This window comes from Streptomyces sp. NBC_01622 (assembly GCF_045209635.1).
Lineage (GTDB): Bacteria > Actinomycetota > Actinomycetes > Streptomycetales > Streptomycetaceae > Streptomyces.
Map to the genome: position 1 here is coordinate 2,140,881 of NZ_CP109293.1, position 16,609 is coordinate 2,157,489.

Sequence of the window (16,609 nt, forward strand, 5' to 3'; positions counted from 1 at the left end):
GCTGAGCACGCCGTAGATGACGGCGACGGACAGGCCGCTGCTCGCGCCGAGGCCCGCGGCACCGAACGCCCAGGCGGTGACGCCCTCGCGGGGGCCCCAGCCGCCGACGTTCAGCGGCAGGCCCATGGCGACCAGCGCGAGGACCGCGATGGGGAGCAGCCGGCCGACGGTGGCGGCGGACCCGGCGGCGTGCGCGGCGACCACGAACATCGCGAGGTGGCCGGCCAGGATGACCAGCGAGGAGAGGGCGACGCCGGGCCAGTTGGCGCGGGAGAAGAGTCCGGCGCGCACCTCGTCGAGGGTGGTGCGCAGGGCGCGGCCCCGGCGGGAGGCGGAGGGCGGACGGTTCATCCGTACGGCGGCCACGACGGCGAGCGCGCCGACGGCGGCGAGCAGGACGAGCGGGGCGATGCTGCGGGCGTCGGCCATCACCGGGGAGTCCAGGCCCAGCAGGACCGCCACCCCGACCACGGCCAGCGCGATCTGGCCCGCGACGCGTTCGAGGACGACGGTGCGGACGGCGCGGCCCATGTCGCCGGCGCTCTGTCCGTGCCGTACCGCGCGGTGGACGTCGCCGAGGATGCCGCCGGGCAGGGCCGCGTTGAGGAACAGGGCCCGGTAGTAGTCGGCGACGGCCGGACCGAGCGGCAGTTCGATGCGCAGCCCGCGCGCCACCAGCGCCCACCGCCAGGCGCTGAACACCGTGGTGACGACCCCGATCGCGAGCCCGATCAGCAGGGTCGGTGCGTCGATGCGGCGCAGGCCGTCCACGAAGACGCCGGTGCCCAGGCGCCACAGGAGGACGCCGAGGATGGCGATGCCCGCGACCGAGCCGAAGTGGGTGCGTACCGCGCGGGAGTTCACCCGGGTCAGGATCGCGCGCAGGACGCGGCGGGCCCCGGACGCGCGGTCGGCGGTGGGCCGGGGTGCGGCGACGATCACTCCGATACGGTCGCCGGAGACGGCCGCGCTGTGCAGCGGCGGGGTGTGCGCGGGCCGCCTGCGGACCTCCTCGACGGTTGCCCGGTCGCGCAGTTCGACTGCGACCGGCGCGGGCCGCTCCACGCGCACCCGGCGCCGTGTGGTGCCCGGTCGCGGTGCGACCGTCCTCATCGTCTCGACGCTCATGACGTCCCCCCTGTGGGCCGGGCCAGCGCCAGCAGGTCGCTGTGGTGGACCAGCACGGTCAACTCCCCCGCCGCGCAGGCCGCGAGGCGTTCGCGCAGATAGCGGTCGGCGCGTTCCTTCAGTTCCGGGCGTTCCTCGACGGCCGCGCCGACCCAGCCGCGCAGCCACTCGGCGGTCAGCGCGAGGTCGTCGGGGCCCAGGCGCCAGGCGCTCGGGTGGACGCGGACCGTGGCACCGTGCGCGGCGAAGGCCTCGCAGGTGACGGTGACGGCGTCCGGGCCGAGGAGTCCGTCGCGCCGCTGGTGGGCGTTGAACGCGTCGGCGATCTCGGCGTCCATCGGGTCGGCCGGGGTGAGTTCGACCCGTCCGGCGACGGAGAGGGTCAGCAGCGCGGGGCAGCCGGCGCCGACACACGCGGTGACGAGCGCGTCGACCTCCTCGCGGGTGAGGACGTCGAGGAGCGCGGAGGCCGTCACGAGGGAGGCGCCGACCAGCGCGTCCGGGGTCAGCCGGGCCACGTCGCCGCGCCGGGTCTCCACCGTGACGCGGCTGCCGTCGGCGGCGGCGCGGGGGGAGGCGACGGCGGCGAAGTGCAGGAGGTAGGGGTCGCGGTCGTGCAGGATCCAGTGCTGGGCGCCGTCGAGGCGGGGGGCGAGCCAGCGTCCCATCGAGCCGGTGCCGCAGCCCAGGTCGTGGATGACGACCCCGGACCTGCCGGGCAGGTTGGCGAGCCGGATGCGCAGCGGGTCGAGGAGTTCGGGTGCCCGCGCTACGGCGTCGGCGCCCTCCCGCAGCTCCAGCCACTCGGGCGCGTAGCGCGGCGGGTCGTCGGGGCCGACGTCCCGCAGCCGTACGGTGGCCCGCTCGCCGGGGCGGGTCGCGGGTCCGGCGCCGGGGATCACGGCACCGTGCCCGGCCTGCTCGCCGGCATCGGCTGAAACGGTCCCCACCATCACGTCCTCCGGCCCCGGCTGGTCAGCCGTCGCGTCCTTCGCCTCGGGCTGCGCCGGGGCCACCAACATCCCCAGCGGTACGCCCCTGGGTCCCGGCTGCGCCGGAATCCGTCCGGTCTTGCCGCTCGCTCCAGCGGCCCGCGCGGGCTGCGTGGACTGCGTATTCCTCATGCCGCCCTCCGGGATTCGCTGGGGAGCCGGGTGAGTACACCGGCGAGACTGCGGGCCGTGGTGGCCCACCCGTCCAGGGCCGCCCGCCGACCACGCGCCGCCGCCTTCAGCCGGCGACGCACATCCGCCTCGCCGAACCAGCCGCGCAGTTCGGCGGCGAGGGCGGCGGGGTCCTCCGGCGGGACGAGGATCCCGGGCACCCCGCCGTCGGGGGCGCGGCCGACCGCCTCGGGCAGCCCGCCGACGTCCGTGGCCAGCACGGGGATGCCGCGTGCGAGGGCCTCGGTGACGGCCATGCCGTAGGTCTCGGCGTACGACATGAGGACCATGAGGTCGGCGGCGGCGTAGCTGGCGTCGAGCTGGGCGCCGGCCTGCGGGCCCGCGAGGTGCAGCCGGTCCTGGAGGCCGTACTGCTTGATGAGGCCGCGCAGGTGGTCGACGTACTCCGGGTCGGTTCCGAGGCCGCCGACGCAGGTGCACGTCCAGGGCAGGTCGGCCGCTGCGGCCAGGGCCTCGATCAGCCGGTGCTGGCCCTTGCGCGGGGTGACGGCGGCGACGCACAGGAGGCGGGAGACGCCGTCGGTGCCGGAGGCGAGGGGGGCGATGTCGGCGCCGGGGGTGGCGACATGGACCCGGTCGGGGGCCAGGCCGTGGTGGGAGACGAGGCGGCGGACCGCCCAGTCGCTGGTGCCGATGACCGCGGACACCGCCCGCAGGACCGTGCGCTCCTTGGCGTCCAGTTCCGCGGCGACGGCGGCTTCGAGGCCGGTCTCGTCGCCGAGCGGGAGGTGGACGAGGACGGCCAGGCCGAGCCGGTCGGCCTCCGGGACGACGATCTCGGGGACTCCGCAGGCCACGAGCCCGTCGAGGAGTACGGCGGCGCCGTCCGGCAACTCGCGCAGCACCCGGGCGAGTTCCGCGCGAGCGGTCGCGCCGGGCCGGGGCCACTCGCCGTCGACGGCGTGCTTGTGGACCTGCCAGCCGAAGCCGGGGAGGTCCAGGCTGACCCGCCGGTCGTAGGCGTTGCCGCCGCTCGGCGCAGCCGGGTCGTCGACGCCGCCCGGCATCACGAAGTGCACGGTGCGCAGGGACATGGGGATGATCTCGGCATTCCGGGAGGCCGCGCGCTGTGCGGGCAGGAATCCCAGCGAGGGGGCGCGGTCGATGGTCACGTCGCTCACAGGGCACGCTCGTAACTCGCCCAGGCGACGTGCGACTCGTGCAGGGTGACCTGGAGTGCGGCCAGGCCGCGGGCGCCCTCGCCCAGCGCGCCCTTCTCGATCCGCTCGGCGAGCCGGTCGGCGATGACCTTCGCGAGGAACTCGGTGGAGGTGTTGACGCCCGCGAAGTCGGGCTCGTTGTCGAGGTTTCTGTAGTTCAACTCGCTGACGACGGCGCCCAGTTCCTGGGTGGCCAGTCCGATGTCGACAACAATGTTGTCGTCGTCCAGCTCTGCGCGCCGGAAGGTGGCGTCCACCAGGAACGTGGCTCCGTGCAGGCGCTGCGCGGGGCCGAACACTTCGCCGTGGAAGCTGTGGGCGATCATGATGTGATCGCGGACGGTGATGCTGAACAACGGACGACCCTCCAGGTGCGGCGCGTCTGGTCCCCCGGCTGATCCCTGCCGGGGGATGCCGTGTAGTACGGCTGCACGCCTCCCCCTGTTCAGCCCTCTCTCACTCTTTTCTCAGGTCAGACGCTCTTGTCGTAGCGGATTGAACGATTCTCAACCGATGTCGGCGTATCGGACCCGGTGACACAGGGCCGGAATCTCCCCGGAGGCGAGCCTCGGCAGCAGGTCCGGCAGCTCCTCGAAGTCGCTCTCCCCGGTGACCAACGCGTCGAGGGCGGGGTCGGCGAGGAGGTCGAGGGCGAGGGCGAGCCGGTCGGCGTAACTGCGGTCGGCCCGGTTCGGGGAGACGGTGCCGACCTGGCTGCTGCGGATGACCAGACGGCGGGAGTGGAAGGCCTCGCCGAGCGGGAGGCTCACCTTCCGGTCGCCGTACCAGCTCAGTTCGAGGACGGTGCCCTCGGGAGCGAGGAGTTCCAGCGCGCGGGCGAGGCCCTGTTCGGTGGCGCTGGCGTGGACGACGAGGTCGCGGTCGCCGAGCGCGTCCGCCGGGAGCGCGAAGCCGACGCCCAGGGCCTCGGCGGTCTTCGCGCGCGCCGGGTCGGCGTCCACCAACTGGACGCGCACGCCCGGGAAGCGGGCCAGCAGCGCGGCCACCGAACACCCGACCATCCCGCCGCCGACCACCGCGATCCGGTCGCCGATCAGCGGCCTCGCGTCCCACAGGGCGTTGACGGCGGTCTCCACGGTCCCGGCGAGGACGGCCCGCCCGGCCGGCACCGAGTCCGGCACCGGTGTCACGGCGCTCGCGGGGACGACGTAGCGCGTCTGGTGCGGATAGAGGCAGAAGACGGTACGGCCGAGCAGCGCGGCCGGGCCCTCCTCCACCACTCCGACGTTGAGGTAGCCGTACTTGACCGGGCCCGGGAAGTCGCCGTCCTGGAAGGGGGCCCGCATGGTCGCGTGCTGGCTCTCGGGGACGCCTCCGCGGAAGACCAGGGTCTCGGTGCCGCGGCTCACGCCCGACCAGAGGGAACGGACCAGCACCTCGTCCTCGGCGGGGTCCGGAAGGGTCACGTCACGTATCTCGCCGTGACCCGGAGAGCCGACCCAGAACGCCCTCGCGGTGCGCTTCATCGGATTCCTCCTGAACGATCGGGAAGCTGTTCACGTACGGGTAACCACAGGCCGCGCACAGTACGCGGCGTTGATCGACTCTGTCATATGGCCGGAGGGTGTGCGGTGGCCCTGAACAACACATACGAAGCAAGGCTGGTCCAGCAGGAGACCGCTGTGGGAGCGGGCGTTCAGATCCTGTTGCTGGCGTTGCTCGGTACGGCGATCGGGATGGGCCCGGCGGGCTGGCTGACCGGCCTGGCGTTCGCGATCGCCACCTGGGCCGTGCTCTCCCAGGCCCTGCACAAGACCCGGACGCGGTCGTTCGGCCCGGCCAACCGGGTCACGCTCGGCCGCGCCATCCTGGTCGGCGGGGTGACCGCGCTGGTCGCGGACTCCTTCGAGAGCTCGCCCCCGGTCACCCTGCTGGTCGGACTGACGGCGGTGGCCCTGATCCTGGACGGCGTCGACGGCAAGGTCGCCCGGCGCACCGGCACCTCCACCGCGCTGGGCGCGCGCTTCGACATGGAGGTCGACGCGTTCCTGATCCTCGTCCTGAGCGTGTACGTGTCGACGCAGCTCGGCCCGTGGGTCCTGCTGATCGGCGCCATGCGCTACGTGTTCGTGGCCGCCGCCCGCGTCTGGCTGTGGCTCAACGCCCCGCTGCCGCCGAGCACCGCCCGCAAGACGGTCGCCGCCACCCAGGGCATCCTTCTGCTGCTGGCGGGCTCGGACCTGCTGCCGCACACGGCCAACCTCTCCGTGGTGGTGCTCGCGCTGGGCACGCTGATGTGGTCCTTCGGCCGCGACATCCTGTGGCTGTGGCGCACCTCCCGCATCGAGGAGGTTCCGGTGGAGGAGAAGCTGCTGGAACTGGTCTCGCAGTAGGGACGGTTGCGCCGAAGGGCCCGGATCACTGGTGATCCGGGCCCTTCGGCGTGCTACGGCATGTGCTCTACGACTGCGGGGACCGGCTGCGTACGATCGCGAACGCCCCTGCCGCGAGGCCGAGCACGCCCACGATCAGCCCCGCGATGCCGAGACCGCGGGCGGTCGAGTCGCTGCTGGAACTCGACGAGGAGGCGGACGTCGTCTTCGTTGCGGTGGCCGCCGCCGAGGCCGAGGCGGCCGGGGTCCCGTCGCCGTCCTCGCTCGCCTTGGCGGTGAGCTTGAGGACGGGCGCCGGGTTCTCCGGCTCGTCGGCGCCCGCCGCGGCCTCCTCGATCCAGCGCACGACATTGCCGTCCGAGTAGGTCTGGAGCGTCTTGAACGTCAACTGGTCGGTGTCCTCGGGCAGTTGGCCGAAGGCGACGTTGAAGTCCTCGAACTGTCCGGCGCCGATCTTCCCGCCGGTCCAGGTGATCTCGGAGACGGCGTCGGTGATGGTGCCGTCGTCGGTCTTGACCGGCGTCTTGAGCTTGCTGGTGGTGACCTTCGCGGTCCAGCCGTTCTGCGGGGTGACCAGCACGCCGAGGACGGGGTGGTCGGTGGGCAGATAGACCTGGACCTTGGTGGTGGAGGCCTTGTCCTCCTCGTTGGGGACGCGGAAGGTCAGCACGCCGTCCGTGGCTCCCTTGGCGTAGCTGTCGGGGTGGACGGTGACGTGCGCGGAGGCGACGCCGGCGGCGGCCAGGACTCCGGCGGTGGCGAGCGCGGCGACGGTGCCTGCGCGGCGCAGGGTGGTGCGGTATGCGGACATGGTGAGGTGATCTCCGTACGGGAAAGGGAAGTTGGCTGGTCAGACCGGGTACGGGATCGGGTCCGGTGGCCCTCTGCGGCTGACCGCGTGCCGCAGGAGGAGCTGACGGAAGGGGGCCGCGTCGGCGCCGGTGCGTCCGGGACCCACCGTGCGCGCGGGCAGGGGTGCGGGGGCGTCCCGCCACCAGGCCACCAGTCCGGGTACGAAGGCGACGGCCCAGCGCAGCAGCGACCACAGCGCGGCCTCCCCGCGCCGCAGCCACCAGGCCGCGACGAGGGCGGCGACGACATGCGCGGCCACGGCGTGCGGGGTCATCGCCTGCGTCTGCCGCATGGGGTCCATGGTGTCCCCCGACATGTGCGCCATCCCCGCCATCGCCATCCCGGCCCGGGGCCGCGCGAGGTCGAAGCCGAGGTGCAGGCCCGCCTGGGTGGCGAGCATGGCGGCACCGATGCCAGGCAGGGACCGCTCCCGCCCGCCGAGCAGGAACCCCATGCCGAACACGACGAGGAACCCGGCGCCGTCCGCCCACAGCGGGGGCGTCGCGCCGGTGGCGAGCCCGTGTCCGGCGGCAGCCAGCAGCACACACACCGCGGCGAACACCGCGGCACGCAGGCTCCGTACCGCCGGGGATGCGCTCATGGTGACGGATCCTCCCACGGGCCGCTGCCGCCGTTGCCGTCGATGGCTGTTTAGGGGGCAGCTCATATCTGGTTCATGGCTTGGTACGGCGGTGACGCGTGGGGCGTTCAGTCCGGGTGGGCAGACTCCTGCGGGCATGCGCCGATTTACGGGGATTCGGCGGCCGGTACGGCAGCCACCCCTGTTGGCCGCTCCCGATTTGACAGACCTGCGGCCGACCCCTAAAAACTAGCCACATGACATTCGTTTTCAAAACCACGAAAGCAGCGGACCGGTAGTGCGCGTCGCGTTCGTCGGCAAGGGCGGCAGCGGCAAGACCACGCTGTCGGCCCTCTTCGCCCGCCGACTGGCCCACTCCGGCGCCCCCGTGCTCGCCATCGACGGCGACATCAACCAGCACCTGGCCGAGGCACTGGCCCCCGGTACCGAACCGGACACCGCCCCACCCCTGGCCGACCGCCTGACCGAGCTCAAGGACTTCCTGCGCGGCACCAACCCGCGCATCGCCTCCCCCGAGGCCATGATCAAGACCACCCCGCCGGGGCGCGGATCACGCCTGCTGCGCCTGCTCGGCGACGACGAGGTGCACGCCCGGCACGTGGTCCGTGCGGGTGACGTACCGCTGATGGCGACGGGCGAGTTCACGGAGAGCGACCTCGGGGTCGCCTGCTACCACTCCAAACTCGGAGCGGTGGAGCTGTACTTGAACCACCTCGTCGACACCCCCGGCGAGTACGTGGTGGTCGACATGACGGCGGGAGCCGACGCCTTCGCCTCCGGCCTGTTCACCCGCTTCGACCTCACCTTCCTGGTGGCCGAACCCACCCGCAAGGGCGTCTCCGTCTACCGCCAGTACCGAGACCACGCACGGGAGTTCGGGATCCGGCTCGCCGTGATCGGCAACAAGGTGACCGGCGAGGACGACCTGCTCTTCCTCAAACAGGAGGTGGGCGACGACCTGTTGACCCACCTGGTCCACTCCCCCGCCGTCCGCGCCGCCGAACAGGGCCGGACGCAGGGCGAGTTGGAGCCGCACAACGTGCACGCCCTGCGTCTGCTGCGCGAGGCCGTGGACTCCTGCCCCCGGGACTGGCCGACCCTGCACCGTCACGCCGTCGAGTTCCATCTGCGCAACGCGCGGGCGTGGGCGGACCGGGTGACAGGGCTGGACCTGGCCGCCCAGGTGGACCCGGGCTACGTACCCGGCCCGCCCGCACTGACCTGACGACCACCCCACCCCATCACTCCCGACTACCCGACAGGACACCCCTTTTCATGTCTCTCGACGTCTCCCCGAAGCTCCTCGCCGAAGCCGAGCACGGCACCCTCCGCGAGGCGGACTTCGTGGACACGGTCCGCACATCCCTGCCGTACGCCTACGTCCTCGTCGCCGGCCTCGCCGCCGAACTCCACGACGGCACGGCGGAGTTCACCGACAACCAGACCCCGCCGCCGTCCGAGAAGGAACGCGGTCAACTCCTGCGGGCGTTGGCCAGCGACGCGATCCGGGGCAGCCTGGAGCGCCACTTCGGGGTGGCCCTGGCCTTCCAGAACTGCCACCGGGTGGCGGCGTTCCGGCCGACGGCGCGGGACGGCGAGACCTATGCCAAGTTCACTTCGCTGCGGTCCCAAGTACTGAACCAGTCACCGGAGTTCAGGGACTGCTGACCGGCAGCACCAGCGCGACGAACCGCTCGGCGTCGTCCAGCCACGGCATGTGTCCGGCGCCGGGCTGGATCACGAACTCGGCGTTCGGGAACAGTTCCGCGTACCGGGCCATCACATGCGACGGAGCGGAGATGTCGAACTCCCCGGCGAGAACGCGCACCGGGGAGGTGAAGCCGGCCAGCGCCGCGCGGGTGTCGGCCGGGCTGAAGGCGCCTTCTGCGGCGTAGACGGCCGCGGCCTCCGCGTTCTTCTCCTTCGCGTCGGCCTCCTCGAAGGCTCGTGCCGTTTCGTCCCAACGGGCGTGGGCGAAGGGCGAGATGGCCTGCCAGGAGCCGGGGGTGGCCCGGCCGGCGGTGATCTCCTCCAGGGCGGCGAACGCGGGTCCGAACCACGGTTCGGACCCGCGCAGCCGCGCGACCTGGAGCCGGTTCTCGGCCGAGATCTGAATGCCGACCGCGTAGACGCTGGGGGTGACCAGGGTCAGCCTGGCCACCCGGTCGAGGTGACGGGCCGTGTACAGCGCGGCCAGGTTCGCACCGGCCGAGTGCGCGAGCAGGTCGATCCGGTCCAGGCCGAGGTGTTCGCGCAGGGCCTCGACGTCGTCCACGAGACGGTCGCAGCGGTACGACGCCGGGTCCCGCGGCACCTCCGACGCGCCCGTGCCCCGGAGGTCCAGCCGGATCAGCCGCCGGTGGGCTGTCAGGCCGCCGAGGGTGCCGAGATAGGCGGAGTCCCGCATCGGTCCGCCGGGCAGGCAGACCAGGGGCGGGCCGTCGCCGGAGGCGTGCGCGGCGAGGCGGGTTCCGTCGGGGGCGGTGAAGGTCGGCATGGGCGTGAGCGTGTCAGGGGGCCGGATGTGCGGCAACCCGATTCCGGGGCGCGGTGCGTCCGGCCACCGGATTGCCGTAGGGCGAACGGGCCGGTCCGGTTCCGCGCTCCGGACCGGCCCAGCTGTCACTTCTTCTGCTCGACCCGCACCCAGTCCACCTCCGCTTGCACTCCCCCGGCCGCCACCTTGTCGACGCTCGACTGCGGCAGCCCCCAGTACGGCGTGGTCACCTGGTTCCAGCCGGCCGGATACGCGCCGCCCAGGGCGAGGTTGAGGATGACGTACTGGTTGTGGTCGAAGACCCACTGCCCGCGCGTGGATTCGAGTTTGTTGCGGGTGGTCTCCTGGACGAGGTTGTCGTCGACGTAGAAGCGCATCGCGGTCGGCGTCCATTCGACGGCGTACGTGTGCCACTGGTCGATCGTGCCGGCGTTCGGGAAGGTCTGGCGGGCGCCGATGTTGCCGTCGGCGGAGTAGCCGGGACCGTGCAGCGAGGTGCTGGTCCAGTTCGCGTAGCCGATGTTCTCCATGATGTCGGTCTCGCCGGAGGCCGGCCAGGACACGGACGGGTTGTCGACGTTGCTGCCGAGCAGCCAGAAGGCGGGCCAGAATCCGTCGCCGACCGGGAGCTTCATGCGGGCGCTGACCTTGCCGTACGTGAAGTCGAACTTGGTGTTGGTGTCGATGCGGCCCGATGTGAAGTCGTAGGTGCCGCCGCCCGCCTGGGCGCAGCCCTTGCAGTACTTCGCCGCGAGGATCAACTCACCGTTCTGCGTGCGGACGTTGTCCGTCGAGTCGACGTACGCCTGGGACTCGCCGTTGACCGGGCCCATCTCCGTGCCGGTTCGCACGACCCGCCACTTGGAGCGGTCCAGGGCGGCGGAGGTGAAGTCGTCGAAGAACGTCGTCTGGTACGTGCCCGACCGGTCGCCGGGGAGGGCCGGGTAGGCCGCCGTCGCGTTGCCGCCGGTGCCCCAGACCTGGAACTCGTAGAGCGAGTAGCCGAATTGGGCCGTGGAGGGGGCCGGGTTGTAGAAGGAGCGGCGTTCCTTGCCGAGCATGCGGACATAGCGGCCGGTGACCGGCTGGGGCAGGGTCACCGTGTCGTGGCGGCCCGTCGCGTCGGCGGGGGCCTGGACGTTCGCGCGGCGGGCCGCGATGTCTGCGGCGGAGGGTTCGTAGACCGTGCGCCAGGTGGTGTTGTCGTCCGAGACCTGGAGCAAGTAGTCGACGGCGTAGGCGGATTCCCAGTAGAAGTCGACCGTGTCGATCGTCGAGGTCGCGCCGAGGTCGACCGAGACCCAGCGGTCGGCGTTCCAGTCGCTGGACCAGCGCGTCGCGTCGTCCTTGAGATTGGCGGGCCAGCCGCCGTCGGTGACGTACGCCGGTGAATTGCCGTTGTGCTGGTAGTAGTTGGAGTACGCGGGGTGGTTCAGGGCGAGGTTGGTGCGGGTCGTGGACGCGGGGGCCGGTTCGCCGCCGTAGACCTTGAAGGAATAGAGCGAGTAGCCGTAGGGCGTGGCCCGTTCCAGGCCGCGCAGTCGGATGTAACGGCCCGTCACCTCCTGGGGGTACGTGCTCGTGGTGACCGAGCCGCCGGTGCCCGCCGTCTCCGTGTAGAACGGCGTCCAGTCGGTGCCATTCTTGGAGATCTCCAGGACGTATCTCTTGCCGTAGGCCGTCTCCCAGTCGAGGGTGACGCGGTCGACGCGGAGGGTGGTGCCGAGGTCGAGGCGGATCCAGGCGTCGTCGGCGAAGTTGCTGGACCAGCGGGTGGCGCCGTCGCCGTCGAAGGCGAGGCCGGGGGTGGTGCCGGCGTTCTCGCTGCCGGAGGCGGTGACGGCGGCCGGGTTCGCGGCGTAGGCGGCTGCCGCGCGGTCGGTGTCCCAGGTCGCCGCGACGGCGGCCTGCGGGGCGGGGGCGGCGAGGGCCGGGGTGGCGAAGAGCAGGGTCAGCGCGGTGAGCGCCGTGAGCAGGGTGCGGGTTGGCATGCGGGTCTCCTTGAGGGGCGGATCTCCTTCTGGGGGTGCTCGTGCTGACGTGCACATGACATTCACGGGACCGATGGGGCTGATGGGGGTGATGGTGCCCCGGTGGGCGCGGGCTCCCCCGCCCGCACCCACCGGGGCGGTCTCGGTCAGGCCGCGCGCCGGGCCCGGCTGCGGTGGTCGCGGATGATCTCCGCGTACCGGTGGCCGGAGCCCTTGATCGTGCGGACCTGGGTGTCGTAGTCGACGTGGACCAGTCCGAACCGCTTCTCGTAGCCGTACGCCCACTCGAAGTTGTCGAGCAGCGACCAGGCGAAGTAGCCGGCCAGCGGGGCGCCCTTGCGGGCCGCCGAGGCGCACGCGGCGAGGTGCTGGACCAGGTAGTCCTGGCGCTCCGGGTCGTCGACGGTCCCGTCGGGGCGTACGACGTCGGGGAACGCGGAGCCGTTCTCGGTGACGTAGATCCGGCGCGGGTCGTACTCCTCGGTGAGGCGCAGCAGCAGGGTCTCGATGCCGGAGGCGTCGATCTCCCAGTCCATGCCGGTGCGCGGGACGCCGAGGCGGCGTACGGCGCGGGTGTAGGGCGCGGGGCCGGTGGGGTCGTCGGCGACGGTCGCCGGGAAGTAGTAGTTCAGGCCGAGCCAGTCCAGCGGGGCGGCGATGGTCGCCAAGTCGCCGGGCTGTTCCGGGAGTTCGACGCCGTAGGTCTCCACCATGTCGGCGGGGAAGCCGCGGCCGTGCACCGGGTCGAGCCACCAGCGGTTGACATGGCCGTCCTGTCGGCGGGCCGCTTGGACGTCCTCGTCGCGGTCGCTGGCGGGGTACACCGTGGAGAGGTTGTTGACGATGCCGACCTGGGCGTTCGGGGCGGCGGCGCGGATCGCCCGGGCGGCGAGGCCGTGGCCGAGGAGCAGGTGGTAGGAGGCGCGGACGGCGGCCGTCAGATCGGTCCAACCCGGTGCCATCTTGCCTTCCAGGTGGCCGATCCAGGCCGAGCAGGAAGGCTCGTTGAGGGTCGTCCAGTGGGTGACGCGGTCGCCGAGGCGTTCGGCGACGACCGAGGCGTACGCGGCGAAGTGCTCGGCGGTGGCGCGCTCGGGCCAGCCGCCGCGGTCCTGGAGCGCCTGGGGCAGGTCCCAGTGGTAGAGGGTGACGGACGGGGTGATGCCCGCTTCCAGGAGTCCGTCCACCAACTCGTCGTAGAACGCGAGGCCCTTGGGGTTCACCGGGCCGTCGCCGCCGGGGAGCACCCGGGGCCAGGCGATCGACAACCGGTAGGCGTTGGCGCCGAGTTGGCGCATCAGGCCGATGTCCTCGCGCCAGCGGTGGTAGTGGTCGCAGGCGACGTCGCCGTTGTCGTCGTTGTCGATCTTGCCGGGGGTGTGCGAGAAGGTGTCCCAGATCGACGGCGAACGCCCGTCCTCGGCGACGGCTCCCTCGATCTGGTACGCCGCGGTGGCCGTGCCCCACAGGAAGTCGTGCGGGAGTGCGGCGAAGTCGATGGTCACTGAAGTCCCTTTACGGTCAGCGGAGTTGGTCGGGTGGGTCACTTGACGGCGCCCGCCGTCAGTCCGGCGACGAGATAGCGCTGCAGCAGCAGGAAGCCGGCGACCACGGGCACGCTGACGACCAGCGAGGCGGCCATGATCTGGTTCCAGTACACGTCGTTGAGCGTGGAGTAGCCCTGGAGTCCGACTGCAAGGGTGCGGGTGGAGTCGTTGGTCATGACGGAGGCGAAGAGGACCTCGCCCCACGCGGTCATGAAGGCGTAGACGGCGACCGCGACGATGCCGGGGATCGCGGCCGGTACGACGACCCGCAGCAGCGCGCCGAGCGGACCGCAGCCGTCCACCAGCGCCGCCTCGTCCAGGTCCTTCGGGACGGAGTCGAAGTAGCCGATCAGCATCCAGATGGAGAAGGGCAGCGAGAAGGTCAGATACGTCAGGATCAGGCCGCCGCGCGAGCCGAACAGGGCGATGCCCGTGGCGTTGCCGATGTTGACGTAGAGGAGGAACAGCGGGAGCAGGAAGAGGATGCCCGGGAACATCTGCGTCGACAGGACGGTGACCGTGAAGACGCGTTTGCCGCGGAACTCGTAGCGGCTGACGGCGTATGCGGCGAAGACCGCGATGACCACCGAGCAGACCGTCGCGGCGACGGACACGATCAGCGAGTTCATGAAGTACTTCGCGAGCGGGACCGTCGACCAGATGTCGATGTACGGGCGGATCGTGAGCCCGCTCGGCAGCCAGCGGAACTTGCCCGTGACGTCCGAGAGCGGTTTCAGGGAGCTGGAGAGCATGACGTACACCGGCACCAGGACGAAGCCGGTGAGCAGGGTGAGGAAGATCCGCCGCGACCAGACGAAGGAGCGGGGCGGGGCCATGGGCGAGGTGGGGCTAGACATCGGCGGTTTTCCGTCCGCGTGAGGTGAACACGAGATACACGCCGGTGACGACGAGCAGGAACAGGAGCAGCAGGACCGACATCGCCGAGCCGGTGCCGAAGTTCCAGGTGACGAACGACGCCTGGTAGATGTGCACCGAGATGAGGTCCGCGGCCTCGGGGGCCGACCTGCCGAACAGGACGTACGGCGTGTTGAAGTCGTTGAACGTCCACAGGAACAGCACCAGGACCAGCACCTGGTTGACCGGGCGCAGTGACGGCAGGGTGATGCGGCGGATCTGCTGCAGGCGTCCTGCGCCGTCGATCGACGCCGCCTCGTACAGCTCCTTGGGGATGTTCTGCAGGCCCGCCATCACGATGAGGAAGGCGAACGGCCAGCCCTTCCACACCGAGACGATCAGCAGCGCGTAGAAGCTGTTGTCGCCGATCAGCCAGAACGACGGCTTGTCGGTGAGGTGCAGCTGGTCGTGCAGGACGTGGTTCACCAGGCCGTTGTCGTGCTGGAACATGAACACCCAGGTGATGACGGCCGCGTAGACCGGCAGCGCGTACGGGATCAGAAAGAGCGCTCTCAGAAAGCCCCGGCCGCGGAACGTGTCCTGCATGTAGATCGCGGCGACCGTGCCGATCAGCCAGCAGAAGCCGACCGAGAGCAGCGTGAAGCCGACGGTGACGAAGAAGGAGTGGAGGAGCGCCTTGCCCACGGGGGCGTCGAAGTCCACCGACACCTTGTAGTTGTCGAAGCCGGACCAGGGCGCGGTGCCCCAGTCGCGGATGTAGAACTGGGTGAGCTCCTTGAAGCTCATGACGATGCCGATCACCATCGGCACCAGGTGGACCAGGAGTTCGAGGACCAGCGCGGGCAGAAGCAGCAGATACGGCAGTCCGATACGGCGGATCCGTTCGCCGCGCCGCCGGCGCGGGCCGGGGGCCGCCGGGTCGGAAGGGTTCTTCCGCACGGCGGCCTCCGGGGTGACAGTGCTCGTCACAGTCGCACTCACTTCGCCGGCATCTGCTGCTGGGCCTTTTCGAGCTCCGCCTTGACGGAGGCCGTGGTGACCGCGCGTCCGGCGGCGGCGTCGGCGAACAGGTTCTTGACGGCCGTACCGACCGCCGTCTCGAACTGCGACTCGTCGGCGACCTGCGGCAGGGCGGCGGCGCTGGTGGCGAGGGTGTTCTTCAGGACGGAGTTCGCCGGGGTGTTGAACGCGGTGTCCTCCTGCGCGGCCTTCACCGGCGGGATGGAGCTGTAGGCGGTGTTGAGGATCTTCTGCTCGGCGTCGCTCGTCATGAACTTCACGAACTTGGTGGAGCCGTCGAGGTTGTCGGTGTTCTTGAAGACGGCCAGGTTGATGCCGGCCACCATCGAGTTGGTCTGCGCGCCGGTGCCCGGGGTGCCGGACTGCACGGGTATCGGGGCGATGCCGTACGCGCTGTCGCTCATGCCCTGCGACTTGAGGTTGGCGGACGCGGACTGCCACATCAGCATCGCCGTCTTGCCCTTGGCGAAGTCGCTGACGGACTGGTTCTGCGCGTACTCGGCGTTGCCGACCGGGATGACCTTGTCCTTGGCCATCAGGTCGACGTACTGCTTGACGGCGGTCACCACACCGTCATTGGTGAAGTCGGCCTTGCCGTCGGCGGTGAAGAAGTCGGCGCCGTGCTGCTTGGCGAAGACGAAGGTGTGGTGGATGTTCTCGGAGACGTTGGCGCCCTCGGCACCCAGCGCCTGCTTGCCCTTCGCCTCGATCTTCTTTCCGTCGGCGACCAACTCGGCCCAGGTGGCCGGGGGTTGGGAGATGCCCGCGTCGGCGAAGATCTGCTTGTTGTAGTAGAGCGCGTAGGCCATCGAGTACAGCGGGACGGCGGCCGGGTCCTTGCCGGTGGCGCCCGTGGAGCCGAGCGCGGAGTCGACGAAGCGGTCCTTGCCGCCGATCTTCGCGAAGTTGGCCGCGTTCCACGGCAGGAAGGCTCCGGTGGCCTGGAGGGAGGCGCTCCAGGTGTTGCCTATGTTCAGGACGTCGGGGCCCTGGCCGGAAGTCGTCGCGGTCAGGATGCGGTTGAGCAGGTCGGACCAGGGCACGACCTCCAGCTTCACCGTGATGCCGGTCTGCTTCTTGAACCTGTCGAGCTCGGGCTGCAGGACCTTCTTGTCGATCGCGATGCTGGCGCCCTGGTTGGAGGCCCAGTAGGTGAGGGTCTTGGGCGAGTCGTTGGATCCCCCACCCGTGGACGAACCGCCTCCGCAGGCCGTGGCCGCCAGGGCGATTGACATGGTGACGGCGCCTACGGCCGCGGCTCGGATGCTGCGCATACTCCGGGTGTCCCTTCAGGGAATGCACTCACGACTTAATTTAGGACGTGAGTTAAACCTCGGAAGCCAAAGGCGTCAAGAGTTTGGACGCCACTCGTCGAACTCGGTCGTACCTCTTGACGGCC

Annotated in this window: 15 protein-coding genes and 1 pseudogene; 3 read left to right on the top strand and 13 right to left on the bottom strand. The window is 71.0% G+C overall.

All coding sequences use genetic code 11. The annotated features are described in order from the left end of the window. Positions 1–45: 45 nt before the first annotated feature. From OH768_RS09855 to OH768_RS09875, 5 genes and pseudogenes are all read right to left on the bottom strand, one after another. Positions 46–1,128, bottom strand: a pseudogene (locus tag OH768_RS09855) (YbhN family protein); the annotation flags it as partial. Then, entirely contained in the window at positions 1,125–2,252 is a 1,128-nt protein-coding gene (locus OH768_RS09860) for a trans-aconitate methyltransferase (RefSeq protein ID WP_406452117.1), read from the bottom strand. The pseudogene OH768_RS09855 and the gene OH768_RS09860, both read right to left, overlap by 4 nt. Continuing rightward, positions 2,249–3,433: a glycosyltransferase family 4 protein gene (locus tag OH768_RS09865; protein WP_406452119.1), complete on the bottom strand. Its 1,185-nt coding sequence runs from the start codon at positions 3,431–3,433 to the stop codon at positions 2,249–2,251. Before OH768_RS09865 ends, OH768_RS09860 begins: the two co-directional genes overlap by 4 nt. Next, positions 3,430–3,828, bottom strand: coding sequence for a 6-carboxytetrahydropterin synthase (locus OH768_RS09870; protein WP_019073017.1), 399 nt, complete (start codon positions 3,826–3,828; stop codon positions 3,430–3,432). Before OH768_RS09870 ends, OH768_RS09865 begins: the two co-directional genes overlap by 4 nt. A gap of 150 nt (positions 3,829–3,978) precedes the next feature. Next, a complete protein-coding gene (locus OH768_RS09875) occupies positions 3,979–4,959 on the bottom strand; it encodes a zinc-binding alcohol dehydrogenase (protein WP_406452122.1) in 981 nt (326 codons plus the stop codon). 105 nt (positions 4,960–5,064) lie between these two features. On the opposite strand from OH768_RS09875, the gene OH768_RS09880 reads away from it, so the two are divergent. Continuing rightward, positions 5,065–5,826 (top strand): CDP-alcohol phosphatidyltransferase family protein, encoded by a 762-nt coding sequence (locus OH768_RS09880; protein WP_406452124.1) that lies wholly within the window; start codon positions 5,065–5,067, stop codon positions 5,824–5,826. Between the two features lie 67 nt (positions 5,827–5,893). On the opposite strand, the gene OH768_RS09885 is transcribed toward OH768_RS09880, so the two are convergent. Next, a complete protein-coding gene (locus OH768_RS09885; protein ID WP_406452126.1) occupies positions 5,894–6,637 on the bottom strand; it encodes a YcnI family protein in 744 nt (247 codons plus the stop codon). 39 nt (positions 6,638–6,676) lie between these two features. Then, positions 6,677–7,279 carry a hypothetical protein gene (locus tag OH768_RS09890; RefSeq protein ID WP_406452128.1) on the bottom strand — a complete coding sequence of 201 codons (603 nt, stop codon included), beginning with the start codon at positions 7,277–7,279 and terminating at the stop codon, positions 6,677–6,679. A 277-nt stretch (positions 7,280–7,556) separates the two neighbouring features. Between OH768_RS09890 and OH768_RS09895 the strand changes: the two genes are divergently transcribed. Further along, positions 7,557–8,504 (top strand): ATP-binding protein, encoded by a 948-nt coding sequence (locus tag OH768_RS09895; protein WP_406452130.1) that lies wholly within the window; start codon positions 7,557–7,559, stop codon positions 8,502–8,504. 50 nt (positions 8,505–8,554) lie between these two features. Further along, positions 8,555–8,947 (top strand): SCO5389 family protein, encoded by a 393-nt coding sequence (locus OH768_RS09900; RefSeq protein WP_406452132.1) that lies wholly within the window; start codon positions 8,555–8,557, stop codon positions 8,945–8,947. Here OH768_RS09900 and OH768_RS09905 read toward each other — a convergent pair. The 6 genes from OH768_RS09905 to OH768_RS09930 all read right to left on the bottom strand — a co-directional run bounded on the left by OH768_RS09905 (position 8,934) and on the right by OH768_RS09930 (position 16,484). Beyond that, positions 8,934–9,776 carry an alpha/beta fold hydrolase gene (locus OH768_RS09905; RefSeq protein ID WP_406452134.1) on the bottom strand — a complete coding sequence of 281 codons (843 nt, stop codon included), beginning with the start codon at positions 9,774–9,776 and terminating at the stop codon, positions 8,934–8,936. The two genes, OH768_RS09900 and OH768_RS09905, sit on opposite strands and share 14 nt — an antisense overlap. Positions 9,777–9,901: 125 nt before the next feature. After that, on the bottom strand, positions 9,902–11,767 hold the full coding sequence (locus OH768_RS09910; protein ID WP_406452136.1) for a discoidin domain-containing protein: 1,866 nt from the start codon (positions 11,765–11,767) through the stop codon (positions 9,902–9,904). A gap of 146 nt (positions 11,768–11,913) precedes the next feature. Beyond that, complete coding sequence (locus OH768_RS09915) at positions 11,914–13,272, bottom strand: GH1 family beta-glucosidase (RefSeq protein WP_406452138.1); 1,359 nt, start codon at positions 13,270–13,272, stop codon at positions 11,914–11,916. A 38-nt stretch (positions 13,273–13,310) separates the two neighbouring features. Further along, a complete protein-coding gene (locus OH768_RS09920; protein ID WP_359609705.1) occupies positions 13,311–14,171 on the bottom strand; it encodes a carbohydrate ABC transporter permease in 861 nt (286 codons plus the stop codon). Continuing rightward, on the bottom strand, positions 14,164–15,159 hold the full coding sequence (locus OH768_RS09925; RefSeq protein WP_019073032.1) for a carbohydrate ABC transporter permease: 996 nt from the start codon (positions 15,157–15,159) through the stop codon (positions 14,164–14,166). Before OH768_RS09925 ends, OH768_RS09920 begins: the two co-directional genes overlap by 8 nt. A gap of 8 nt (positions 15,160–15,167) precedes the next feature. Next, positions 15,168–16,484, bottom strand: coding sequence for an ABC transporter substrate-binding protein (locus OH768_RS09930; RefSeq protein WP_406452141.1), 1,317 nt, complete (start codon positions 16,482–16,484; stop codon positions 15,168–15,170). Between the last annotated feature and the right edge of the window lie 125 nt (positions 16,485–16,609).

Excerpts from the sequence above, each read along its gene's own strand:
- OH768_RS09860 (WP_406452117.1), bottom strand. The coding sequence starts at position 2,252 with ATGAGGAATACGCAGTCCACGCAGCCCGCGCGGGCCGCTGGAGCGAGC.
- OH768_RS09875 (WP_406452122.1), bottom strand. The coding sequence starts at position 4,959 with ATGAAGCGCACCGCGAGGGCGTTCTGGGTCGGCTCTCCGGGTCACGGC.
- OH768_RS09885 (WP_406452126.1), bottom strand. The coding sequence starts at position 6,637 with ATGTCCGCATACCGCACCACCCTGCGCCGCGCAGGCACCGTCGCCGCG.
- OH768_RS09890 (WP_406452128.1), bottom strand. The coding sequence starts at position 7,279 with ATGAGCGCATCCCCGGCGGTACGGAGCCTGCGTGCCGCGGTGTTCGCC.
- OH768_RS09900 (WP_406452132.1), top strand. The coding sequence starts at position 8,555 with ATGTCTCTCGACGTCTCCCCGAAGCTCCTCGCCGAAGCCGAGCACGGC.
- OH768_RS09905 (WP_406452134.1), bottom strand. The coding sequence starts at position 9,776 with ATGCCGACCTTCACCGCCCCCGACGGAACCCGCCTCGCCGCGCACGCC.
- OH768_RS09910 (WP_406452136.1), bottom strand. The coding sequence starts at position 11,767 with ATGCCAACCCGCACCCTGCTCACGGCGCTCACCGCGCTGACCCTGCTC.
- OH768_RS09920 (WP_359609705.1), bottom strand. The coding sequence starts at position 14,171 with ATGTCTAGCCCCACCTCGCCCATGGCCCCGCCCCGCTCCTTCGTCTGG.
- OH768_RS09930 (WP_406452141.1), bottom strand. The coding sequence starts at position 16,484 with ATGCGCAGCATCCGAGCCGCGGCCGTAGGCGCCGTCACCATGTCAATC.